Source organism: Bacteroidota bacterium, from assembly GCA_016720935.1.
Lineage (GTDB): Bacteria > Bacteroidota > Bacteroidia > AKYH767-A > 2013-40CM-41-45 > JADKJP01.
In genome coordinates this window covers 810000-835845 of sequence record JADKJP010000006.1, presented here as the reverse complement: position 1 = coordinate 835845, position 25846 = coordinate 810000, and the positions used below count along the sequence as shown (strand labels likewise).

The window sequence follows — 25846 nt, the reverse complement described above, 5'->3', positions numbered from 1 at the left end:
ACCATGGGATTAGTTTTTTATTACTTTACAAAATTCGCGGATCATTTTATTTTGATCTATAGCGGAATGCTGTTTTGTACCTACTTTATCCTTTCCGCATTTTCCGCAATGGATATTAAAAAGTACATGCGTAGAAACAGTTTCATTGATTACAGAGATATTCTCACTGCTCCTTCCGCCCCATCCATCTCGATCATTGCACCTGCATACAACGAATCCAAAACAATTGTTGAGAACGTTCGGTCTTTGTTGAATATACACTATGTCAATTTCGAAGTCATCATCGTGAATGACGGCAGTAAGGACAATACATTGCAGTTAATGATCGAAGCCTATGAGCTGGAAGCGGCACCTGTCGCCATTGAACAAAAACTCGAATCCAAACCCATTGTAGCGGTCTATAAATCCAGGATTCCTTCCCTGAGCCGGCTCACTGTTGTAGACAAAGTCAATGGCGGTAAAGCGGACGCGTTGAATGCGGGTATAAACGTTTCGAGGTATGGAATTTTTGCCGCTATCGATGTGGATTGTATTCTTGAATATGAATCCCTGCTCAAAATGGTTAAACCATTTATGGAGCAGACCGAATCCGATAAGGTTATTGCGGTTGGTGGTGTCGTTCGGATCGCGAATTCCTGTGAAGTTGACGAGGGTAAAATCATTCGTGTAAACCTTCCTGATCAGATCATACCGCGTATCCAGGTTTTGGAATACATCCGTGCATTTCTTTTGGGTCGTATGGCCTGGAGCCGGTTGAATGGATTGATTTTGATTTCAGGTGCATTCGGGATGTTCGATAAAAATATAGCCATCGCCTGTGGGGGTTATAACCATCGTACTGTTGGAGAGGATATGGAATTGGTTATACGCATGCGGCGTTATATGGAAGAACGTAAACAAAAATACAGGGTAGTTTATCTTCCTGATCCATTGTGCTGGACAGAAGCTCCTTCCTCTCTGAAAATCCTGAGCAAACAACGTAATCGCTGGACGCGTGGTACAGCAGAGACATTGTGGATTCATAAAAAACTGATCTTTAATCCCCGTTACAATTTCCTTGGAATGATAAGCATGCCATTTTGGTTTCTTTTCGAATGGCTGGCTCCAATCGTAGAAATGACTGCATTTTTGTATCTGATCATGATGGCATTTCTGGGGATCCTGAACGTGGAATTATTTATCACACTATTCTGCCTCATCTATGTGTTTGCAATCATGTATTCAACCGCGGCGATTCTATTTGAAGAATTGTCTTTCCATCAATACAAACGCAAAAGGGACATTTTCCGCTTGTTAGGTACCGCTTTTATCGAACCACTAATCATCCATCCACTTACAGTTTATTATGCTATCCGTGGAAACCTGGACTTGCTTACAGGTGTGAAAAACTGGGGAGAGATGACACGTGCAGGATTTTCAAGAAAGAAATAAAGGCAGTCATCATTGAATTTTATTCAACGGTTAAATACATCCACTTATAATATTATTATTTCCCTTTGCCGGTGGTGATGTATGCATCCCGAAATACTCTTTGCATTAAAGGAAGATAAAATTCCCAAAAGAATCGGTTGCGGTCGGTAATATCTACTGCATTGTACATCAAAAATTTCAAACCTGTTATCCCGGACAATTTCGCGAATCTGAATTTAGTGGGGTTATCCGCGAAGTCGCCACAAAAGTAATAGAACCGGCAATCCTTTGTACGTCGAACAATTGCTGGAAATATTTTGGGAATCCCGTTATCAGCAAGCAATGCGGATCCATTGGCTGTTGTATTCAGAACGTACTTCGACATAATCTCATTTGTATCATTCCTATTAACCATGATATCCATCCAATAAGGATAGATCATGACAGAAGGCACATTGTATTGGTTTTGAAATTTGATATCTGTATAAATCTTTGGAACAGCTTCTGACAGTTCCCTACCCTCTTCAAGAACCAGAACTTTTCCGCTTTCATGAATAAACAGAATTCCTGATTTTTTATAGTTCCAGATTCCGTTGTGCGTTTGCTTATATGTTTTTACGATCCACTTTGGAAGATCCGGGTTGTTTACGGTATCAAGAGATGCAATATACCGTGCCATCCAGCCGGTCCATTCTATCCCGAACAATTTTTCGAAATTTTGTCTTACGTCCAAGGGTGTCGGAAAAGCGATTGAATTAAACTCCGCAAGAATGGTCTTTTGTTTCGTTTTCATTTTTCTAAGAAACAACAAGTCCTTTTCCGACATACCACCATAAATGCTTTCTGAGTTCTCATTTACGTCACGGTGTCTGTACCACTCATTACCAAGGACACCATAAGTATCTGTAAAGTAAGCCAGATCATAAATCGAGACCAGGCTATCGAGTTCCTGATCATTGAATTTTTCAAAATCATGAATCGAATATTTTTCATCCTCTTCAGGAAAAAAACCAAAATAATCCTTGTTGATATCGTAAAAGGCGCTGTCGGCTTTGATGTATTTCTCATAATCGAGAATCCAGTTCACAGAACGGTGCTTGAAGCTGTTCTGATTCAAAACCGTTTTATCAATGATCAGAACATCCAGAGATTTCTTAGGGCTGAATTCCCAGGCAATTCTCATCCAAAGAGGGGTAGCCAGAATAAGTACTATGGTGAGCAGAATCAGACGGCTTTTCATTCGTAAAACTGTAAGGTTTAGTGCATAAATGTACTTTAATTAATGGCCCTGAATGCAACAAAATAAGGGCTATCGGACTAAAAAGATACACACAATAGTGTTTAAAAACCATGGCAACAACCAAAATTTTTGTGGTAGAGGATGACCAGTTCCTCGGCAACCTGATTAAGAAATCGCTGGAAAAACTAGACTTTGCAGAAGTCTCTCATTTTCTCACTCCTGAAGAGTGTTTGAACCATTTACACGAGAATCCTGACATTGTATCCATCGATTATTTGCTTCCCGGAATGAACGGAATTGAGCTGATGGAAAAAATCAAAAACTACAACCAGGAGATTCAGTGCATCATGGTATCCGGACAGGAAAAACTGGATGTGGTGATTGAGACCTACCAGAAAGGTGCCGTGGATTACATTATCAAGAACGATAATGCTCTTGTGAACCTGGAAAATTCTGTAAAGAATCTCTGCAAAACGGTTAAGTTAAAGCAGGAAAATGAAACTCTGAAGGATCAGATTATTGATCGTAACAAATATACTTCCATTCTTGGTAACAGCGGGGCTGTTTTCAGAGTGCTGAGACTGATCCAAAAAGTTGAAAAAAGCAATATCATGGTCCTGGTAACAGGTCAAAGCGGAACCGGAAAGGAACTTGTAGCGAAATCAATTCATTACAATTCCCCACGTGCCCGGAAGCCCTTCGTTACAGTAAATATGGGAGCTATTCCGGCAGATCTGATCGAAAGCGAACTTTTCGGTCATGAAAAGGGAGCTTTTACAGATGCACGCGATAAACGCATAGGTAAATTCGAAGAAGCGAATGAAGGCACTATCTTCCTCGATGAAATCGGAGAAATGGATCTTGCACTTCAAACCAAGCTGCTTCGTGTATTGCAGGAAAAAGAAGTGACACGCATTGGCTCCAACAAATCCATCAAATTGGATGTACGGGTTATTGCTGCCACAAACAGAAATCTCGCGAATGAAGTGAAGGCCGGAAATTTCAGAGAAGATTTGTTTTATCGACTCCAGGGATTTCTCATTCAGCTCCCTCCTCTTTATGAGCGTGGTGATGATGTAATTCTTCTTTCCAAAACATTCCTCACTGATTTTTGCAAAGAAAATAAAATGCCACAGGTTGTTCTTTCAAAGGAAGCTGCGAAATTCCTTATGGATTACAAATGGCCCGGTAATATCCGCGAATTGAAAGCCGTAATTGAACGCGCGGCGATCATGTCGGAAAATAATGTGATTACTCCTGAAGACCTGGTATTTGCGAATTCATAAAAAGTAAAGCATCATATATTCCAAAACCTCCATGAAAACATGGAGGTTTTTTTATTTTTTATCCCTGTAGAAGAAATCTTCAGGAGAATCTTACATATGGAATTTAAACTTTTTCAGAAATCAGACGGTGGCCAATTAATAACTCTTTCAGATTTCACAAATTATCAAGGTTTTTGAACCATTCATTTAACATACACTGCCTGGTTCTATTCAAAATCCACAAATCTTACAAATGTAATGCACTGTCATTTTCCCAATCAGCTAAATACTGATATCGGCGTATAAAATATAAGCCTAAAAATATCTTCATGAAGAAGAAAATGATCAATTTCAGGACACGACAACGTCAGAGAATGTCGAGACGGATGGTAATTATCCTGTCAGCATCATTCTTTTTGCTCATTTGCATCGGAGTAACGTTGTTTTTCAATTTCTCACAATCTGGAAAAAGCAGTGCCAAAAGCGGTGCGGAGATTCAGGTCTTGATTGCTCCGGAATTTCAGCCAATGAACGAGAAAACAATGGATGCTCCTTTTGTTGATTCACGACTGAGCAATAATCCGAATACAATCTACATCCGCAAAGCGAAACCTTTGCATGAAAATGCTCAGACATATCTCCAGTAAACCGCTTCAATTATTTCCTTGAAAAAAGCACTCACAATAATCTGCACTCAGTTCATGAAACTGCTTCTCACCGCGGTTGTGCTGTGCTTTGTTGTGAATGTAAGTCAGGCTGCTACAAAAACGTCCGTCAAAAGCGGTAACTGGACAGATGCCACAGTTTGGTCTCCATCCGGAGTACCAGCTAACTCTGACAATGCAGTCATCGCCTCTTCGCATATTGTGACAATTGACAATAATAAAACCATACAAAACCTGACTGTAAATTCAGGAGGGACACTGCTTTGGACTGCAAGCAAAAGAATTACAATCAACGGAAATTTCACAGTGAATGGTACCGCGACAATGAACAAAGGAGAAATTACACTTTCTTCACCCGGATTAGCTTTTGTATTAGGTCCAGCTTCAGTTTTTACCTGGGATCCGGGAACAAATAACTCAGCAAACGCCACTTTGTTTACCAGAGGAGCAGAAAGCTTCTCTTCTACCAGCACTCTCATTATCAAAAACTGGTACAATTATACAGTTGCGCTGGGTTCTGTTGTCACCGGAAATTTTGGCAACCTGGAAATAAACAGTCCGGGTGCTATCAGTTCGATTGTAGAATGGAATCAAAATAACGAATTTCAGACGCATCAGATTGTGGGTACACTCACTGTTAATCAGGGATGGGTAACTCTAGATAAGTCCGGGAACATCAGTTCAACAAGTATTGGAAACATTGTTCTTACTTCTGTGAATTCATCGTTTTATGGTCACAGTGGAACACATCCCGGTTCATTCACAATTTCAACAGGATCTGTCACAAACAACGGTGGAGTATTTTACGGGCTCAATAACGGAAACGGAAATGTTACTGTTCAGGTCAGTGGAAATTTTACAAATATCGGTAACGTAAAAATTATCAATAACGGTGGAATCTTAAACGTTTGCAATGGCAATGCCAGTTTTACGGTAAGTGGAACTTATCTTCAAAGCACAGGTGATACACGAATTATTTATAATGTAACCACACTTGCTTCAGGGACATTCACAGCCGTTTTTGGTAATATCTCATTGACGGGTGGAATCTTCATGGGACAAACCGGTTGTCATGTAGTCGGAAATACAAGTTCACTGACAGTCAATAATAATTGTACCATTAATTTTTCTTCAGCAGCAGATAAATTCCGGTGTACCTCACTATCAAGTATCGGAGCTACACTTAACAATGCAAAAGTGAATTTCACAGTCGGAGGAAATCTTGTTTTCTCTGGTCCGGGAGCAGCTGAATTTACAAGCTCAGCAGCAGCGGGTGATGAGACTGTTACTATTGGCGGGAATCTCCAAATCAATAGCGGAGTTGTTTCCTTCAATTATGGAACAACTTCTGCATCGCATACAACATCATTGACTATCAGTGGAGATGTGATTGTAAATGGCGGGACATGTTTTCTTTCACGAAATGCAGGAACGGTTGATATCACAATCGGAGGAAACATTTCCATTTCAGGCGGAACACTTGCATTAAAAGGTTCTTCCGGCATTTGTAATGCAACTGCGACGGGTAATTTCACACAAAGTGGTGGATATTTTTACATGCATAGCAATGGAACTACTTCCAGTCCGAACCCTGTTACATTAAATATTAATGGCACATTCAGCCAAAGTGCAGGAACATTTTCATTTGACGACAATACCTCTAATTCCAGCGCGGAAAATATTTTAAACCTTTATGGTGCACAATATTCTATTGGCGGAACCGGCTTGATTACGCATGCAGGAGCAGGATCCTGTTCTGTATATGGCCTTTTACGATTTGCAAAAAACGGAGCCCAGGTATATAGCAGAACAGCGAATACCCATTCCATGACACAAGTGAAAGTGGAAGTCGCCGCCGGTTCTGAACTGAGCATAGGTGCAGGAAATCTTTTGTTGTCTTCATCAAATACCGCTTCACTCAATTTTTTAAAAATATATCCAGGAGCCAGACTTGATTTGTTGGATAAGCAAATTATTTCAGAAGGAAGTTATACCTATAGCGGAATTACTGTTGATTCCGGAGGAACACTTTCGACTCAACATTCCAACGGACTTTATACAGGAACTTCAGCTGCAGCTATTTCATCATCCGGAAATATGAATTTCACGCTGGACTCCAATAGTGTGATTGAATATTCGGGAACAATAAATCAGACTATCACCGGTCTGGGGAATGGTCTTGCTACCACGAACAATCACAACTATGGAATTCTGAAGATAAATAAAAGTGGTGGTTCCTATGCAGAACTGAATGCTTCCAATGTTACTGTGAGAGGACAGATTAATCTGGAAAGCGGTGAATTACGGCTTTCCGGCAATACACTTACATTAATGAATGGACACAGTTCAGGAATCACAAGAAATAGCGGTTATCTCTATAGCGAAGACGATGCGGGGATTTTAAACTGGAAACAAATGGATTCCGGTTCGCATGAAATTCCTTTCGGGCTAAATTCCACAACCTACATTCCACTACTGATGAGTCCGATTACCGGAACACCTGCAGATATTCAATTTGCCACACGTGGTACATCTTCGGACAACAAACCATTTCCGGCAGTCAGTGGAATTAATTTAACCATTGATGGAGCAGATCTTTCAACTACAAAAATAATTGACCGGTGGTGGAATATTACTGCAAGTGGAATTACCGCGAATGTCACTCTAAGTTATCCTGCTTCAGAAAATACATTATCGCCGGAACTGGCATCCGGAAACCTGAGTATTTTAAATTGGGAAACAGATCACTGGAGTGAACCACATGGCAGTGGTACGGGAGTAAATTCAGGAATCGGTACCGTGAGTGTAATCAATGCAAGCGGATTTCCGCATTGGATCATTGCATCCAATTCCGTTACACTCCCGATTGAACTCTCCTATTTTAAAGCAAGTGTTACCGGAAATGAAGTATTGATCAATTGGGCAACAGCCTCCGAAGTCAACAATTCCTTTTTCAACGTAGAAAGAAGTACAGACGGTATCAATTATGAATCTATAGAACACGTCAACGGAGCCGGAAACAGCACCACCCTGTTAACCTATGGGGTTACAGATAAAAAACCGATGAATGGATTATCCTATTACCGGTTGAAACAAACTGATTATGACGGAAAGTTCACTTACTCAAATGTTGAGGTAATCCATTACAATCCGGCACCAGCAAATTCTATCAAGATAGACGCAGCCGGTCCAAATCCATTTTCAGATTCCTTTAATGTGAATTTCTCAATGGAGAATGACGGTGAAGTTGAATTTCTCCTGCTGAACTCAAATGGACAAATTCTACGTACAGAAAAAATTAAAGCGCATAAAGGAAATAACCTGTTTGTATTTACAGATCAAATCCAACTTGAAAAAGGGATTTACATTATGAATTTGGTTTGCAATGATGAAAAGGTGAGTAGAAAGATGATTAAGAATTAAGAATTAAGAATTAAGAATTAAGAATTAAGAATTAAGAATTAAGAATTAAGAATTTAAGTTCATCGCGATATGAAAAAATCATTACGTACACGGAATCGTCAAAAGGCAAGAATGTCAACAAGGCTGATGATCGTCATTGCTACATTCTCAGGAGTATTCCTGCTCACTTTAGGGTGGCTGGTATATCTGAATTTTAATAACCTGAGCAAAACAAGAGCTTCCGGAAACGGTAGTGAAGGTGGGGGAATCGCCCTGAATACAACAGGAGAAATTCTGACTGAATTCACATGGGAAAAAGACCCGGTCACAATGGCAACTTTAGGTCCTGATGGAATAAAATCCGGAAAAGATGCTCACAGTGCTACCGGTGGCAGATCCTCTACGAATGGACTTTCGCCAGGACCGAATGGCAAGGATATCAATCTCGAAATTGAAGGTACAGAACTATTCAACCAGGAAGGGATAGACATCAGTATTGACTACCGAAAGAGTGAACCTTCAGGGTCATTTTTTAGTCGCGGAAATAACTTCAATTTTGGAATCGACAATGGTTACCTGAGCATTGAATACAAAGTAGAAAATGCAAAGGGTGGAAGCGAATCGATAAAAGAAAAAACCAATTATGAAGTTCCGGATGATCCGCTGTACCGTACGTATCGTTTTATCTATTCACCCAATTCGGGTAAAGCTGAAATTTTCGTGAACAGTGTGATGGTGTGGAATCATCAGGGTAATCCAAATGCCCCACTCTATTGGAAAAATGCAGGAAACATTATTATTGGTAAAAACATGAATGGGAATGGCGTTGACAAAGCTATTCTTGACAACCTTGTCGTTCGTTCTACCGGCTCGGTTTCTCCGCTTGCTGAATCATTACTCAATTTTATGCTTGAACCAAAAGATGGTGTCGTAAAAGTACATTGGTCAAGTTCGGCAAATGACAAGGTGGATTACTTCACTATAGAACGCTCCATCAATGGTGTCGATTTTGTGAATGTGAGCAATGTGAAAGCAAATCCGGCTAAACCTGAAGGTGAAGAATATGAATACACCGACAAAACAGCCGCGACAACGAGCATCGTCTATTACCGGCTTAGACAAACCTTCCTCAATGGAAAATTTGTAACTCATCCCCTTTCAGCTATTAAATTCAAGACTGAAAAAGATTTCGCAATTGAACGAATCAACCCACAACAATTTGAACATAGTTTTGACATCTCTTATTTTCTTCCAAAATCAGGAAGAGTATGGATGCAATTAACGGATGCAAAAGGAAAAGTAATAAGCTCAGAAACCTTTGAAGCTCCAAAAGGAAAAAATGTTCATGTATTTAAAGATCAGGTTAATCTTGAGCGTGGAGAATACACACTGAACCTGATTTTTGACAATAAAAAAATAAGCACGAAAGTCACCAAAGGATAAATGTAAGCACAAGACAAAAGGAAAAGCCTCTCAGAATCTGAGAGGCTTTTCCTTTTTATTTCCTTTTCTTGATGATGAAATTTATTTCAAATTCATCCTGGTCACCTTGAACTCTGTTCTGCGGTTGGCCTGATGTTGCTCTTCGGTACATTCCACTCCGTTGCTGCAGCCATTCACCAGTCGGGATTCTCCATAACCTTTGGCCATCATACGCTCTGCGGCGATGCCATGACTCACCAGGTAACTCACCGCTGATTCAGCACGCTTCTGTGACAAAGTCATGTTGTATTTGTCTTCCGCTCTGGAGTCTGTATGCGAACTCAGCTCGATCGAGATCTCCGGATTGTCTTTCATGATGCCTACCAGCTTATCCAACCCTTCAGCCGCATCCGGACGAATGTTGTATTTGTCAAGATCGTAATAGATGTTCTCCAGCACGATCGGTTTGTTTACCACGATCTGTTCCATCTCCAGCTTCAGCTTCACAAACATATTCTCGCTACGCTTCTTCCCTACCGTGCTGACCGGTTCCGTATTGGTAAAGTAGCTGTCTCTGCTTCCCACCACCACATAATCCGTTTCCGGGTTCAGTTTGAAGAAAAACTTTCCGTCCGGTCCCGTGGTTACGCTCTCCTTTTTGCCACTCTTCTTGTTGGTCAGTTCCACAACTACTCCCGGCAGTGGTTCCTGTGTCGATTTCTCAACGGCGATTCCTTCCAGACTGAAGCGAAGATCATTCACCGCGAAGGAGTAGATATTATCCTGGGTCGTATTCTGGGTATTCCGGTTACTCGATACCAGTCCTGCCGTTCCGCTGTCGTTCAGCGCGATGCCAAAATCATCGTAGCTCGTGTTCAGCGGATAGCCCATGTTCTGTGGACGGCTCCAGCTGCCACCTTCTCTGGTACTGCTGAACACATCCAGTCCGCCCATGCCGTAATGGCCTTCCGAACTGAAGTACAATACCGAATCCTGCCAGATCATCGGGAACAGTTCGTTGTACGGACTGTTGATCGTAGAGCCCAGGTTTTCCGGTTTGCTCCACTGTCCGTTCACTTTCTTGCACTGGTAAACATCCGTGCCGCCCTGACCGCCCGGCATGTCGCTCACAAAATAAAGCGTGTTGCCATCTTTGCTTAAGCTCGGGTGACCCGTACTGTAATCAATGCTGTTGTAGGCAAAGTCCGTGATCTCTCTGAAGGTGCTGTCTTTCTTGATGCCCTGACAGATCTTTAAGATCACCACATCATCATCCGATTTCTTTACTTTCTTCTTTACATACGTATTCCGTGTGAAGTATACCGTATCGCCTTTGCTGCTGAAGCTTGCAGGACCTTCGTGGTAGATTCCATTGAGTTCTCCTCGCATCAGTTCCGGACTGCCATAGCCTCCTTTGCCATCGCTTTTGGAATAATACAAATCCAAAAACGGACGGCCTGTCCACTCGTACGTTTTCGTACTGCCTTTGCCCGGTGTGCGGTCGCTCACAAAAACGATTCCGTCTTTATACCACACCGGACTGAAGTTACTCTGACCCGTATTGACTCCGCTCTTTTCAAGTGTGTAGCGGGCGCTGTCGGTCTGCCACCGTGTAATACTGTCGCAGCTGTTGCGCAGTTTGCGTGCTCCTTCATCCGTCGGCTGGCTGCCAAGGTACTGATCAAAATAATTTTTCGCCTGTTCGTATTTGCCGCTCCGCATCAGCAGCTGCGCATAACGCAAACGGTGAACCGGCTGCACTTCTTTGAGCTGCATCACTTTGCCATACGCCTCTTCCGCTTTACCAAGATTGTTGGTCAACCGATAGCATTCGGCCAGTTTAATCTGTCCTTCCGGAAAATTTTTCTTCCCCAGGGCCTTTTGGTATTCTTCAATCGCACTGCTATAGGCCAGATCCGAATACATACGGTTACCCTGACGCATGTGGTAACTTGCGCAGCTGCCCAGCATCAGTACTACTGCAAGGCTCGCTACTATCCTGGAAAAGTTTCTTATCATGATCTTTGTGAGTTCCGGGTTGGTTGTTAGTTATTCGTTATTGAGTTATTGAGTTATTGGTTATTGGTTATTGGGTTATTGGGTTATTGGGTTATTGAGTTATTGGGTTATTGGGTTATTTAGTTATTGATAAAAAATTCTTCGACCACTAATTCAATCTAAAATCAACAATCCAAAATCTCCAATCAACAATCCAAAATCTCCAATTAAAAATATCTCGGTGTCTTGATCTTCATAATATCGTATCCAAAATCATAGCCCAGCATAATCTCATGAGAGCCCGAGCTGTAATCTTTTATATCCGTAAACGTGAAGTCATAGCTATAGCCCAAACGTAGTTTACGGCTCAGCTGCAATTCCAGCAGCGCCACAAAGCTGTCGCCCGTACGGTAGCTTCCGCCGATCCAGATCGTATTGGCCAATAGTACATTCAAATTGAAGTCCGCTTCTACCGGTGCGTTCTGTACATATTTTACCAGCACACTTGGTTTGAGCACCACATCCGGATGCACCGGAAGCACAACACCTACTGTTCCAAAATAGTGACGCACCTGGTGAGGGACTACTTCTCCGCTGGCTACATCCACACTCAGGCTTTTGCTCGGATCGTAACTGATGATCGTCGGTACCGACAGTCCGGCGTAAAATTTATCCGTATACAAATACGCTCCCGCTCCTACATTGGGCAGGAACTTCGACACCTGATCGCCCGCGAAAGCAGGATCTCCCGTGTCCCAGTATTTTAAATCACTGTTCTTATAACTGTAGTAACCACCGCCAGCGCGAAGACCTACCGACAGTTTCATCTTCTTGCCGACAGGCAGATGATACGCCGCGTTCAGATATGCATCCGTACGATCCGTCACCGCGATCTTGTCGTGGCTCAGCAAAACGCCCCAGCCAAAATGCGTCAGACCCAATGGACCATGCACCGAGGCAACCTGTGTCTCCGGGGCTCCTTTGAAGTCGACCCACTGTTTGCGGTACAACAAACTCGCCATCATGTAATCCTTGCTCCCCGCATACGCCGGGTTCAGCAGCAAATGATTAAACATGTACTGACTTACCAGGATGTCCTGCTGAGCATAACTGCTCAGTCCCGTCAGCAGCATCAACAACGTCAAGATTCTTTTCATGGGCAAATTAATTTATACTTCAATCAAACGTGCTTTCAAAATTTTACGAACTAATTCTTTTCTTCAATCAATTATCTTCTCAGATCCACGTAAGTGTTTTTACGGATATCAGAATTCTTGATAGAAAGCACAACAAAATAAGTTCCTTCCGGTAATGGATCGCCATCCTTATTCTGACCGTTCCAGTCGTTGTTTTTATAATTTTCTTTTCTGTAAACTTCATTGCCCCAACGGTTGAAGACGATGAATGTATTTTCAGGATATTTGTTTATTCCGTGGATTTCATAATACTCAGAGAACTGATCACCATTTGGAGAAAATGCGGAAGGAAGATCCAGATCACAGTCAGCAGCAGGGCTGATTGTAATTTGTACAGTATCGTATCCATAACATGTTCCATCGGTAATCGTCCAAAGGAGAATATTGGCACCATCAGAAAGATTGGTGACAGTTGCGTTTGGAGAAGAAATACTACTGAAAGTCGCATTTCCTGTAAGATGACTCCATGTTCCTGTCACGCTGCCACTCAACTGCGCATCGAGAGCAAACACAGGATCACAACCGGCTTGATCTGATCCAGCTTGTGCAAGAATCTGGTTCGGCTGTGTGATGACTACAGAAGAAGTGCTGGTACAATTGTTTCCATCAGTTACTGTAACAGTATAGGTTCCCGGTGCCAGACCTGAAGCCGAAACCGCTGTTCCACCGCTTGGAGACCATGCATAACTGTATGGACTTGTTCCTCCGGAAACTGCTGCATTAGCGGCACCATCCGCATCACCATAACAAGTGACATTTGTGGAAGTCGCATTGATCGCTATAGCTACCGGCTGAGTGATCGATCCATTTAAGGACAACGTACATCCATTTGCATCTGTAATTACTACGGTAACCGGACCGGCAGTAAGACTATCTGCTGTAGGTGTTGCATCACCATTGGACCACAAATATGTATAAGGACTTGTTCCACCGGAAGGAGCAGCAACAATTGCGGATCCATTATCTCCACTATTGCAACTCACAGGAGATGTCGTAGTAATGGATGATACAATAGATGAAGGCTGAAGTATATTCACTGAATCGAGTACAGTACAGGAATTGTTGTCAGTAATAGTAACCACTGCATAACCTGCTCCGAGACTATCAGACAAGGAACCCGAATCTCCATTTGACCATGAATAACTAAATGGAGATGTTCCACCGGCTACACTTACAGAAGCAGAACCGTCATTGACCCCACTGCATAGTGCATCAGTTCCTGTAACAGTTGGAACAATTTGTGCAGGTTCGGTAATGGTCGTTGATGCTGATCCCGTACAATTATTTGAATCAGTTATGGTAACAGAAATAAGTCCTGCCGGCAGACTATCTGCTGTAATTCCTGTATCACCATTCGACCATACATATGTGAAAGGAGAAGTTCCACCGGAAAGTGAAAGAGTTGCATTACCAATGGCGGAACCAAAACAAAGATTATCAGATTGCGAAGCAATACTTGCAGCAATAACCGGTAAAGCGCTCACAACCACACTATCTAAATGTGTGCAATTAACGCTGTCTGTAATTGTGATATAATAAGTATTCGGAGCCAATCCGGTTGCAGTAGCAGTAGTTTGTCCGCCGGGACTCCAGCTGTATGAATAAGGAGTGAGTCCACCGGTCATGGTTACAGTAGCAGTACCATTTGATTGTCCGCATGTAGTCGGAGTAGAACTAACTGTATTTGTGATAGCGGGTGGCTCGGTGAGAGTGAAACTTGCTGAATCAATGCAACCATTTGCATCAGTGATATTGACACTGTAAGTATTGGCAACTAATCCGGTGATATTCTGGGTTGTTTCAGTATTGGACCACAAATAATCAATTGGTGTAACACCACCACTGACGCTAAGGTTGATGAATCCATCCGCGGATCCATTACATGAAATATTGAAACCGTTAAATCCTGAAAGTGTAGCATTCGGACCTAATGGAAGAGGTTCAGTAAGAATGAATGTAGTATCGAGCGTACAACCATTCGCGTCAAAGATTCTCACGTTGATTGTATCGGCAGGGAGATTACACAATTGCGATCCAGTCGCTGTATCCTGAATATCCCAAACATATGTGTATGGAGCATTTCCACCTCCTACTGCAAGGGTAACACAAGCAAGCGAATCTCCATTACATGGAACATTGTAACCGTTAAAAGTTGACAAAGTAGCGGAGAGGTTAACAGGAATCGGCTGCGTGAAGGCGATAGAATCAGTATGCTGGCAACCATTGCTGTCAGTTACAGTAAGGTAATATGTTCCCGCGGTGAGGCCCACTGCCGAATCCGCAACATCTCCGTTCGACCATAGGTATTGATAAGGCGGAACACCTCCGGTGACAGTAGAATATGCTGTACCATCATTGTAACCAAAACAAGAAATATTCACACCACCGTTGAATGACGTTGCCAGTAAGGTATCATCCAGGACAGGAGGTTCTGACAAAGTAACACTTGTATCTTTGCGGCAACCATTTCCATCAAGGATAGTGACAGTATATGTCCCTGCGTTAAGTCCGAATATACTATCTGTTGTAGCGGTATTGGACCATGAATAAGTGTAATTCCCGTCTCCCCCACTTACATGCAAAACAATATATCCATTGCTTCCGCCATTACACGCCACACTGTATCCCTGAAAATCAGTTGTGACCGCAGGAGTTGTCAGTGAATCAGGATTCGGAAGAACAAATCCAACACTGTCGGTACAACTGTTCACGTCAGTAACAATCGCGTAAACTGTTCCGGATGTCAAATGACCACAAGAATCAGTTGTCGCTCCTGATGACCATGCATATGTATAAGGTCCGACACTTCCGGAAGCATTCAAAATCACGTAACCGGATGAATCTCCAAAACATCTTGGCTGCTGAATAACCGGAGCATAGTTGAACGGAGTTGGTTGTACCAGGGTTGTATTGCCGAGAATAGAACAACCGTTGACATCACGCACCAGCAATTCAAGATCGCCCGCTGGCTGATTGAATACTGAATCATTAGCCGAACTTGTTGACCACAAATAAGTGTAAGGTGAAGTTCCCCCGGTTACCTGTGCCCACACAGTTCCGGATGAATCACCAAAACATCTCACATTCACATCCCCGAAAAACTGGATGGCAGTAATGAGCGGAACAAGTGTATCCGGTTCTGTTACTGTTACAGTATCCAGAATAGAACAACCATTCACATCGGTGATGGTGACATCATAAAAACCGGCAAACAATCCACCAATGCTATCTGTAGTTTGTGAAAGCGGGTTCCAGGAATAACTATATGGTGATGAACCACCATAAGCGACAGTTTTGATCCAACCGGACGCTTCTCCCTTACAAATTACATCATGAACGATCAGGGAATCTTGTAACAACGTGGGTTCTGTCAATGTAGTTGTATCCGAAAGTGTACATCCATTATTATCTGTAACCGTTACAATATATGTACCCGCAGTAACTAATGCTATGGAATCAACTGTTGAACCATTTGACCAGGAATAACTGTATGGCGATGTCCCTCCGAGCACCGTTACTTTCACAGTTCCGGTCGCGTCACCGTTACAAGCGATATTCGTTCCACCGGGAGTAGTCGAGAAATTTATAAAGGAAGACGATAAGACCTGAGGTTCTGTAATATTTACTGTCGTATCGAAAGTACATAAGTTGGCGTCAACAACGGTCACTGTATATGTTCCCGCGAATAAACTGTCCGCGCTCAAACCGGCATCACCATTTGACCATGAAATAGTATAAGGAGCCGTTCCACCTGATGGAACAATATTTGCCGTTCCACTGAAGCCACCATTACAAAGAACATTGGTAGTTGAAACGGATGATGCAGGAATACCAACAGCTGCACCTGGCTGTGTGATAACCTGACTGATCAGTTGCTGACAGCCTTTTGAATCACGAACTGTGTCGGTATACGTTCCGGGAGCCAGAGCAGTGATATTGGCGGTGGTTGCTCCATTCGACCAGGAATGTGTGTACGGAGATGTACCCCCGCTCACACTGGTAGAAATGGTACCATTGGCATTGCCATTACAAGTAACATTTGTAAAACCTGAAATGGAAGCATTCAGAACTGTTGGTTCTGTAATCTGAATGGTATCCGAACTCGTGCAACTATTCCTGTCAGTGATGGTTACTATATATGTATTCGCATTCAATCCGGTTGCTGTCAGAGTTGTTTGTCCACCCGGAGACCATGAATAAGAATAAGGTGTCAATCCCCCCGAACCGGAAGCGGTTGCAGTTCCATCAGCACCACCGAAACAACTCACATCCGTTGAAGAGGCAACTGTTGAAGTGACAATTGTGGGTGGAGCAGTTAGTGTGGTAGAATTAGTTTTGGTACAACCACTTGCGTCGGAAACTGTCACAGTATATGTACCAACTCCCAGTCCGGTTGCAGTTTGTGTTGTTTGTCCTGTAGGATTCCAGGCATAGGTGTATGGCAATGTACCACCCGTAGCAACAGCCGTAATTGCACCATCACTACCACCGTTACAATGCAAATTGTAACCATTATAACCGGGCGAGCTCACATTCACATCAATGACAGGAACCATGATAGAATAGGAAAATGTTTGCGACCCATTTGTCGGACAGGCGTTGTCACGAACAATTACGATAAAGGAATAAGGCTGTGAACGAGCATCCGCTTGTGTTGGAGTCCATGTAAATGTTCCGGTTGGGTTCAAGGCGCCATTAGTAGTAAATGTAGCTCCGGGAATCACATCGTTCCAGTACATAAGTATTGTATCTGCAGGATTCGGGTCGGTAGAATTCACGGTAAACGAAAGCGTATTTCCAGGACAGCCGACTGTTGCAAAAATGTTAGTACCATTAATTCCGGATGCGACTGGTAATAAATTCGGATTACACATCTTGGTCAGGAATTGCATATCACGGATAACACTTCCGATCAGCACCCCATTTCTATATTCCCTGACAAGGATTGCCGTTACACCAATTTCACCTGTTGCAGTCGCATTCATATTAATGTCTCCTGTTACACCATTGAGGCTAACAGCAGGACTGGAAGTCAATGGAGACGAGGCTGAATAACCCGGATTGAAAGTTACAGTACCAATTGTATTTGTACCTGCATCGTATTTCTTTGGTGTGATAAAAGAATAAACAAGTGAGTCACCATTCGGATCATACACACCGTGATTATAAGTGAAGCTTTGATTTACGCAAACAAAGGCTACAGGAATATTCGTGAACTGAGGTGAGCTGTTCGATTGAAAAGCAAGGTTGTTCAATGTTGCTTCAACATACATATTGTCGCTGCAAGGATTGTTCAAAGTAGTAATCGCGCAATTCCGGCAACACACATAAAAACTCAGCACCCAATCAGTACATTGTTGGGGAAGTGTGACATTGTTCTTGTAAACATATTGCTGATAACCTGCATAAGGGGAATTTATATCTGTACACTTTGTCACTACTGTTCTGCATGGAAAAGTAATTTCCTGTCCGGTACCCGGAACCAGATTCAAAGTGAAATTCTGGTTTTTACTACACGATATTGATTTCGCGTTCAGCGTCACAGTTCCCGGAGCCGCAACACCGGCGCAATCCCTGTAAAAGGATACAGTAACGGTATATGTATTACCACTCACCCAAGTGTATGTCAAATCCGCTCCGGATGAATGTGTTGCGAATGTTTTCTGAGATGTAGAAACAAAAAACAAAATCAACAAAACAAAGGATGATATGGAGAATTTACCTGTACCTGATTTTCTTTTTGCCGGCATATGGAATAATTGTTTCATTAGGAGGGATAGAGTAATGTAAAATAACACGTGCCTGTTTAAACGCTTTTCAAACAAGCTTACTTCAACGTTGCAAGTTCGTATTTCACAGTCTATTAAATCACTCTATACATGTCTTCCTTATGAACACTTTTATTAACAGAAAATGAGAGTTTTAACATCAGATTATCGTCAGCTTTTATAAGAGCTGAATTCCAAAATTTCTATCATCGAAAAGTCTGAATTACTTTTTCATTATGAATATATTTTCATCGTGATTTGAAATTTGATTCAAAAAAAAACCGGGAAACTCCTGTTGAGTTCCCCGGTTTCAAATCGTAAATTATCTTTTTATTCCTGTGCCTTCTTTTCCATCCTGGTCACCTTGAACTCTGTTCTGCGGTTGGCCTGATGTTGTTCTTCGGTACATTCCACTCCGTTGCTGCAGCCATTCACCAGGCGGGATTCTCCATAACCTTTGGCCATCATTCGCTCTGCGGCGATGCCGTGACTCACCAGGTAACTCACCGCTGATTCTGCACGCTTCTGTGACAAAGTCATGTTGTATTTGTCTTCCGCTCTGGAGTCTGTATGTGAACTCAGCTCGATCGAGATCTCCGGATTGTCTTTCATGATGCCTACCAGCTTATCCAACCCTTCAGCCGCATCCGGACGAATGTTGTATTTGTCAAGATCGTAATAGATGTTCTCCAGCACGATCGGTTTGTTCACCACAATCTGTTCCATCTCCAGCTTCAGCTTCACAAACATATTCTCGCTCCGCTTCTTCCCTACCGTACTGACCGGTTCCGTATTGGTAAAGTAACTGTCTCTGCTGCCCACCACCACATAATCCGTTTCCGGGTTCAGTTTAAAGAAAAACTTTCCGTCAGGTCCCGTGGTTACGCTTTCCTTTTTGCCACTCTTCTTGTTGGTCAGTTCCACCACTACTCCCGACAGCGGTTCCTGTGTCGATTTCTCAACTGCGATTCCTTCCAGACTGAAGCGAAGATCATTCACCGCGAAGGAGTAGATATTATCCTGGGTCGTATTCTGTGTATTCCGGTTACTCGATACCAGTCCTGCCGTTCCGCTGTCGTTCAGCGCGATGCCAAAATCATCGTAGCTCGTGTTCAGCGGATAGCCCATGTTCTGTGGACGGCTCCAGCTGCCACCTTCTCTGGTACTGCTGAACACATCCAGTCCGCCCATGCCGTAATGGCCTTCCGAACTGAAGTACAGTACCGAATCCTGCCAGATCATCGGGAACAGTTCGTTGTACGGACTGTTGATCGCAGAGCCCAGGTTTTCCGGTTTGCTCCACTGTCCGTTCACTTTCTTACACTGGTAAACATCCGTTCCGCCCTGACCGCCCGGCATGTCGCTCACAAAATAAAGCATGTTGCCGTCTTTGCTTAAGCTCGGGTGACCCGTACTGTAATCAATGCTGTTGTAGGCAAAGTCCGTGATCTCTCTGAAGGTACTGTCTTTCTTGATGCCCTGGCAGATCTTTAAGATCACCACATCATCATCCGATTTCTTTACTTTCTTCTTTACATACGTATTCCGTGTGAAGTATACCGTATCGCCTTTGCTGCTGAAGCTTGCAGGACCTTCGTGGTAGATTCCATTGAGTTCTCCTCGCATCAGTTCCGGACTGCCATAGCCTCCTTTGCCATCGCTTTTGGAATAATACAAATCCAAAAACGGACGGCCTGTCCACTCGTAGGTTTTCGTACTGCCTTTGCCCGGTGTGCGGTCGCTCACAAAAACGATTCCGTCTTTATACCACACCGGACTGAAGTTACTCTGACCCGTATTGACTCCGCTCTTTTCAAGTGTGTAGCGGGCGCTGTCGGTCTGCCACCGTGTAATACTGTCGCAGCTGTTGCGTAGTTTGCGTGCTCCTTCGTCCGTCGGCTGGCTGCCAAGATACTGATCAAAATAATTTTTCGCCTGTTCGTATTTGCCGCTCCGCATAAGCAGCTGCGCATAACGCAAACGGTGAACCGGCTGCACTTCTTTGAGCTGCATCACCTTGCCATACGCCTCTTCCGCTTTGCCAAGATTGTTGGTCAACCGATAGCATTCGGCCAGTTTGATCTGTCCTTCCGGAAAATTTTTCTTCCCCAGGGCCTTTTGGTATTCTTCAATCGCACTGCTATAGGCCAGATCCGAATACATACGGTTACCCTGACGCATGTGGTAACTTGCGCAGCTGCCCAGCATCAGTACTACTGCCGTGCCCGCTGCTATCCTGGAAAAAGTTTTTGTCATGATCTATGTGAGTTCCGGCTCCCCTTTTTCGGTCTCCGGGTTGGTTATTGAGTTAATGGGTTATTCGGTTATTGAGTTATTCGGTTATTGAGTTATTGGGTTATTGAGTTATTGGGTTATTGGGTTATTGAGTTATTGGGTTATTGGGTTATTTAGTTATTGATAAAAAATTCTTCGACCACTAATTCAATCTAAAATCAACAATCTAAAATCAACAATCCAAAATCTCCAATTAAAAATATCTCGGTGTCTTGATCTTCATAATATCGTATCCAAAATCATAGCCCAGCATAATCTCATGAGAGCCCGAGCTGTAATCTTTTATATCCGTAAACGTGAAGTCATAGCTATAGCCCAAACGAAGTTTACGGCTCAGCTGAAGTTCCAGCAGCGCCACAAAGCTGTCGCCCGTACGGTAGCTTCCGCCGATCCAGATTGTATTGGCCAATAGTACATTCAAATTGAAGTCCGCTTCTACCGGTGCGTTCTGTACATATTTTACAAGCACACTTGGTTTGAGCACCACATCCGGATGCACCGGAAGCACCACACCTACTGTTCCAAAATAGTGACGCACCTGATGAGGCACTACTTCTCCACTGGCTACATCCACACTCAGGCTTTTGCTCGGATCGTAACTGATGATCGTCGGTACCGACAGTCCGGCGTAAAATTTATCCGTATACAAATACGCTCCCGCTCCTACATTGGGCAGGAACTTCGACACCTGGTCGCCCGCAAAAGCAGGATCGCCCGTGTCCCAGTATTTTAAATCACTGTTCTTATAGCTGTAGTAACCACCGCCAGCGCGAAGACCTACCGACAGTTTCATCTTCTTGCCTACAGGCAGATGATATGCAGCGTTCAGATATGCATCCGTACGATCCGTCACCGCGATTTTGTCGTGGCTCAGCAATACGCCCCAGCCAAAATGCGTCAGACCCAATGGACCATGCACCGAAGCGACCTGTGTCTCCGGCGCTCCTTTAAAGTCGACCCACTGTTTGCGGTACAACAAACTCGCCATCATGTAATCCTTGCTCCCCGCATACGCCGGGTTCAGCAGCAAATGATTAAACATGTACTGACTTACCAGGATGTCCTGCTGAGCGTAACTGCTCAGTCCCGTCAGCAGCATCAACAACGTCAAGATTCTTTTCATGGATTCTTTTTTAATTTTCTTTCTGAATGATTCCGATGATTTCAAAATAAATTCAAACAATTATTAATTCAATCAAGTAAATTCCTCGAATTTATTTTGCGATATATCTTCTCAAATCAACGTAAGTATTCTTCTTTATGTCAGAATTCTTAATTGTAAGGATAACGAAATATGTTCCTTCAGGAAGATCTTCTCCACTGTTGTTCTGACCTTTCCAATCGGTGTTCACATAATTTTCTTTTGTGTACACTTCATTACCCCAACGATTAAACACACGGAAAGTATTCAAAGGATATCCTTCGATTCCTCTGATTTCATATCCATCATTATAGGTATCATCATTCGGAGAAAATCCTGTTGGCAAATCAAGATCACATTGATTATCATAATCCACAGAAACCGTATCCGAAGCGGAACATGTTCCATTTGTTACCTGCCAGACAAAAACAGTCTGACCCGGCTGAAGAGCTCTGACATCAGTAGTGTCATTTGCAGGGTTAACAATTGTTCCCTGTCCGGGAGCCTGAATGGTCCAACTACCCTGACCAAGGTTCAACCCTAGTGCAACCAATTGACCATGGTCAGTGCAAAGCGCCTGATAAGCTCCCGCTTCGGCTGACACCGGCTCATCTGCTCTGACTATTCTGCTATCAGAACCCGAACATGCACCGTTTGAAATTAACCAGGTGAGAGTATCTGAGCCATAGGTCAAAATATCGGCAAGCGCGTTTGGAAGTGTAGGATCATTGAAAGCGGAATTTCCGGATGTTGACCAGATACCACTGAATCCGGTGTATGTTGTCGCGTTCAATTGAATTTGCGCGAGACCACAGAATGCAGTGTCTATGCCGGCATCTGCAATAAAGGTTGTGTAATTAAATACAGTGACGTTATCAGATGCCGTACATCCGTTGGCATCGGTAACAGTCCATGTAACCAGGTTGAAACCCGGACTGAAATTCCCTGCTACAGTATTCGGATCAGTTGTATTTGAAAAAGTGATGCCTGTTGTGGAACTCCAGACTCCTGTTTGCCCGGAAAGCAAACTGGCTGCCATTTGAATGCTGGTACCTGAACACATTGCTGTATCAGGTCCCGCAATGGCGAGCACAGGAGAAGGCTGATTCAGATTTACTGTTTGCTGAGTAGAGCAATTGTTTTGGTCAGTAACAGTTACAACATATATACCGGCATCGACACCGGAAAGATCCTGTGATGTAGCTCCTCCGGGATTCCAGGAATAATTGTAGACACCTACCCCACCGCTGACACTGATATCAATCGATCCATTATTTCCACCGTAACATCCCGGTTCAATGGTAGAGTTTACAGTTACTGCAATTGCTACAGGCGCATCAATCTGAACATTCACAAATGTTGAACATTGAGCGGCGTCAATTACAAACAAACTATATGAACCGGCAACAAGATTTGTCGCTGTTGATGAAGTTCCACCATATGGTGTCCAGGAATATGTATACGGACTAGTTCCTCCACTCACCAACTGAGCGGTAGCGATACCGGTACTGTCTCCGGCGCAGGTCGCATCTGACGAAAGCACTGTTACAACAAGTGGTGTAGGCTCAGTGATCTGAACAGTATCAAAAGACAAACAACCATTCACGTCCTGAACACCCGCGATATAAATACCAGCGGAAAGACTTACTGCAGTATCGGAAGTTTGTGGCGGAACAGTATTCCATATATAAGTGAAAGGCGCTGTCAAAGATGAATCAGGAATGACAACAGCGATACCATCAGCATAACCATTACAAGAAACATTTTCAATTGTATATGCAAATGGTAATGGAATATTATCAGAAACTGTAACATCCGCTGAACTTGAACAACCGTTGGTGTCTGTTACAACAACATTGTAAATGCCGGCAGGAACGCCGTTGATTCCAGAAGTGGTTGCACCCAAAGTATCCCATGCATAAGTATATCCCGGTGTTCCACCACTTACACTTACGGAAGCACTGCCATTCGCCACTCCGCAAGATGAATTGGTTGAAGAACCTGTCAACACCAATTGTGGGGCCGACGTAATTGTAACACTATCAACGCCCGTACATCCAACTGTATCCGTGATGGTAATTACATAAGTTCCGGCAGCTAAATTGGTCGCTGTTGTTCCGCTTTGAGGAGGAACAGTATTCCAGGTATAAGTATAACCGGGAGTACCACCTGTTACACTTACTGATGCGAATCCGTTTGTGTCCCCAAAACAATTCAAGGGACCTGAAACAGAATCAATACTTACAACTAATGCAGTTGATGAAGGTGAAACAGTAACGGAATCAGTCGTTACACAACCTCTGCTGTCGGTGACAATAATATGATAGACTCCTGCAGCTAATCCTGTCGCAGTATCTTCCAGTGTGACAGGGTTTGTATCCCAGGAATAAGAGTATCCCGGTGTTCCACCTGATGCGACAACAATTGCAATTCCTGTATTGGCTCCACTGCATGGCTGTGAACTGACAGTTGTACTGGTTGTCAGTTGAGGAGGATCAACAATAGTAACAGTTTGCGTAGCCACACATCCTGAATTGGATTCGGTTGCAGTTACAGTATATGTACCTGCAGACAAGTTTGTAATGGTTGCAGTGTTAAAATTCCCGGGTACCCAGGAATAGGTATAGTTTCCGGTTGAAGAACTTGGAACAGCTGTCGCCGATCCATCCGTTAAACCATGACAGGAAATATCAGTACTGTTCACCGCAGATAACGGCGAGTTTACATATATATTAAAGGAGTAAATCTGGAAGCCGCTGTTCGGACAGTTGTCGTCAAGCACAGTTACAGTAAATGTATAAGGGTTTGGATTGATGCTTCCTGCAGGAGGTGTCCAGCAGAAATTCCCTGTAGGATACGGAAATCCTGAAGTGGTAAAAGTTGCACCGGTAATACCCTGATTCCAGGTCATGGTTACAATCTGACCTGCATCGACATCATCGGAAGTAATGTCAAAACACAATTGCTGTCCGGGACAAATTGTTGTGTCACGAACGTTGGTACCATTGATACCGGAAGCTGTCGGCAAATTATTTGTGCAATTGCGTACATAAAATTCCATGTCTCGTACCACACTGCCAATTAATTGTCCGTTGCGATATTCCTGTACCAATACTGAGAGAACACCAATTTCAATCTGAGTCGGTGTCATTACCAAATCTCCGGTTTGTGGATCGATGGTGATTGCAGGAGAAGATGAAATCGGATTGGTTCCACTGTATCCCGGAAGGAATGGAACTGATATCACTTGTCCGAGTGAATCCTGCAAAGGATCTACCAGTGAATAAACAAGTGAATCGCCATCAGGGTCAGTAACGCCATGGTTATAGGTAAAATTCTGTCCTACACATAGGAAAGCTACAGGTACGTTACTAAATTGAGGAGATGAATTGCAACTGAAATTTAAATTGTCGAGTGTCGTTTCAACATACATACCCGGATTTGAACCTACTACACAGGGTGAAGGAAGATTAAGAGTTGTGATGTCACAGTTACGACAGCAATACGACCAGGAGATAACCCAATCGGCACATTGCATCGGGAAGGTGATGATCCCGGAATAACGGTATTGTTGTATACCCGGAAGCGTAGAGTTCGGATCTTCACAGGATGAAATCGCGGTTGGACAAGGATAAGTGATTTCCCCTCCGGTTCCGGCAACCTGCAAAAGTGTATCCGTAAAAAACTGGTTACAGCTTGCTGAGCGAAAAGCTATACCAACTCCGAGAGGTGGCAATGAGCCTTTGCAATCCCTGTAAAATGTCAGTTCTACACGATAAGTATTTCCACCCAGACAAGTGTAGGAAATGTCAGATCCGACAAGGTGTGTTGCCATTGCCTTCTTTGGCAGGATACCCGCTGTTGAAGCCAGCGAAATCAACAAAATTAACCTGCGTAGGATTTGTTTCATGAGTCTTAATATTTTAATTCCAAGATCTGTTCAAAGAAAAAAAACCATCAGACGATCGACCTGACGATTCAAATTGTAAGAAATTCTAATCTTTTACTTCAATCAAGAGACAAAAGTTCCATTTTTTAACTAAA

Annotated in this window: 12 protein-coding genes; 5 read left to right on the top strand and 7 right to left on the bottom strand. The window is 43.2% G+C overall.

The genetic code is table 11. The features are described from left to right. The first annotated feature begins 3 nt into the window (after positions 1 to 3). On the top strand, positions 4 to 1431 hold the full coding sequence (locus tag IPP86_11710) for a glycosyltransferase family 2 protein (GenBank protein ID MBL0139179.1): 1428 nt from the start codon (positions 4 to 6) through the stop codon (positions 1429 to 1431). A 55-nt stretch (positions 1432 to 1486) separates the two neighbouring features. On the opposite strand, the gene IPP86_11705 is transcribed toward IPP86_11710, so the two are convergent. After that, positions 1487 to 2650: a hypothetical protein gene (locus IPP86_11705; protein MBL0139178.1), complete on the bottom strand. Its 1164-nt coding sequence runs from the start codon at positions 2648 to 2650 to the stop codon at positions 1487 to 1489. 110 nt (positions 2651 to 2760) lie between these two features. Here IPP86_11705 and IPP86_11700 point away from each other — a divergent pair, with 110 nt between their 5' ends. The 4 genes from IPP86_11700 (at position 2761) to IPP86_11685 (ending at position 9425) form a co-directional block, all read left to right on the top strand. Then, on the top strand, positions 2761 to 3936 hold the full coding sequence (locus tag IPP86_11700) for a sigma-54-dependent Fis family transcriptional regulator (protein MBL0139177.1): 1176 nt from the start codon (positions 2761 to 2763) through the stop codon (positions 3934 to 3936). A 308-nt stretch (positions 3937 to 4244) separates the two neighbouring features. Further along, positions 4245 to 4562 (top strand): hypothetical protein, encoded by a 318-nt coding sequence (locus tag IPP86_11695; GenBank protein MBL0139176.1) that lies wholly within the window; start codon positions 4245 to 4247, stop codon positions 4560 to 4562. Positions 4563 to 4616: 54 nt separating this feature from the next. After that, positions 4617 to 8003 (top strand): T9SS type A sorting domain-containing protein, encoded by a 3387-nt coding sequence (locus IPP86_11690; protein MBL0139175.1) that lies wholly within the window; start codon positions 4617 to 4619, stop codon positions 8001 to 8003. 69 nt (positions 8004 to 8072) lie between these two features. Beyond that, positions 8073 to 9425, top strand: a complete 1353-nt coding sequence (locus tag IPP86_11685; GenBank protein ID MBL0139174.1) for a hypothetical protein — start codon at positions 8073 to 8075, stop codon at positions 9423 to 9425. A gap of 81 nt (positions 9426 to 9506) precedes the next feature. On the opposite strand, the gene IPP86_11680 is transcribed toward IPP86_11685, so the two are convergent. From IPP86_11680 to IPP86_11655, 6 genes are all read right to left on the bottom strand, one after another. Beyond that, complete coding sequence (locus tag IPP86_11680; protein MBL0139173.1) at positions 9507 to 11423, bottom strand: OmpA family protein; 1917 nt, start codon at positions 11421 to 11423, stop codon at positions 9507 to 9509. 206 nt (positions 11424 to 11629) lie between these two features. Beyond that, positions 11630 to 12559 (bottom strand): type IX secretion system membrane protein PorP/SprF, encoded by a 930-nt coding sequence (locus IPP86_11675; GenBank protein ID MBL0139172.1) that lies wholly within the window; start codon positions 12557 to 12559, stop codon positions 11630 to 11632. A gap of 71 nt (positions 12560 to 12630) precedes the next feature. Next, positions 12631 to 18366 (bottom strand): gliding motility-associated C-terminal domain-containing protein, encoded by a 5736-nt coding sequence (locus IPP86_11670; protein MBL0139171.1) that lies wholly within the window; start codon positions 18364 to 18366, stop codon positions 12631 to 12633. A 330-nt stretch (positions 18367 to 18696) separates the two neighbouring features. Then, the gene (locus IPP86_11665) at positions 18697 to 20622 is read right to left on the bottom strand and encodes an OmpA family protein (protein ID MBL0139170.1); all 1926 of its coding nucleotides are present in this window, start codon (positions 20620 to 20622) and stop codon (positions 18697 to 18699) included. A gap of 232 nt (positions 20623 to 20854) precedes the next feature. Then, a complete protein-coding gene (locus tag IPP86_11660; protein ID MBL0139169.1) occupies positions 20855 to 21784 on the bottom strand; it encodes a type IX secretion system membrane protein PorP/SprF in 930 nt (309 codons plus the stop codon). Between the two features lie 91 nt (positions 21785 to 21875). Continuing rightward, positions 21876 to 25712 carry a gliding motility-associated C-terminal domain-containing protein gene (locus tag IPP86_11655; protein MBL0139168.1) on the bottom strand — a complete coding sequence of 1279 codons (3837 nt, stop codon included), beginning with the start codon at positions 25710 to 25712 and terminating at the stop codon, positions 21876 to 21878. Positions 25713 to 25846: the final 134 nt, after the last annotated feature.

Coding starts and splice junctions, on each gene's coding strand:
- IPP86_11660 (MBL0139169.1), bottom strand. CDS start 21,784: ATGAAAAGAATCTTGACGTTGTTGATGCTGCTGACGGGACTGAGCAGT.
- IPP86_11685 (MBL0139174.1), top strand. CDS start 8,073: ATGAAAAAATCATTACGTACACGGAATCGTCAAAAGGCAAGAATGTCA.
- IPP86_11695 (MBL0139176.1), top strand. CDS start 4,245: ATGAAGAAGAAAATGATCAATTTCAGGACACGACAACGTCAGAGAATG.
- IPP86_11665 (MBL0139170.1), bottom strand. CDS start 20,622: ATGACAAAAACTTTTTCCAGGATAGCAGCGGGCACGGCAGTAGTACTG.
- IPP86_11705 (MBL0139178.1), bottom strand. CDS start 2,650: ATGAAAAGCCGTCTGATTCTGCTCACCATAGTACTTATTCTGGCTACC.
- IPP86_11700 (MBL0139177.1), top strand. CDS start 2,761: ATGGCAACAACCAAAATTTTTGTGGTAGAGGATGACCAGTTCCTCGGC.
- IPP86_11675 (MBL0139172.1), bottom strand. CDS start 12,559: ATGAAAAGAATCTTGACGTTGTTGATGCTGCTGACGGGACTGAGCAGT.
- IPP86_11670 (MBL0139171.1), bottom strand. CDS start 18,366: ATGAAACAATTATTCCATATGCCGGCAAAAAGAAAATCAGGTACAGGT.
- IPP86_11680 (MBL0139173.1), bottom strand. CDS start 11,423: ATGATAAGAAACTTTTCCAGGATAGTAGCGAGCCTTGCAGTAGTACTG.
- IPP86_11690 (MBL0139175.1), top strand. CDS start 4,617: ATGAAACTGCTTCTCACCGCGGTTGTGCTGTGCTTTGTTGTGAATGTA.
- IPP86_11655 (MBL0139168.1), bottom strand. CDS start 25,712: ATGAAACAAATCCTACGCAGGTTAATTTTGTTGATTTCGCTGGCTTCA.
- IPP86_11710 (MBL0139179.1), top strand. CDS start 4: ATGGGATTAGTTTTTTATTACTTTACAAAATTCGCGGATCATTTTATT.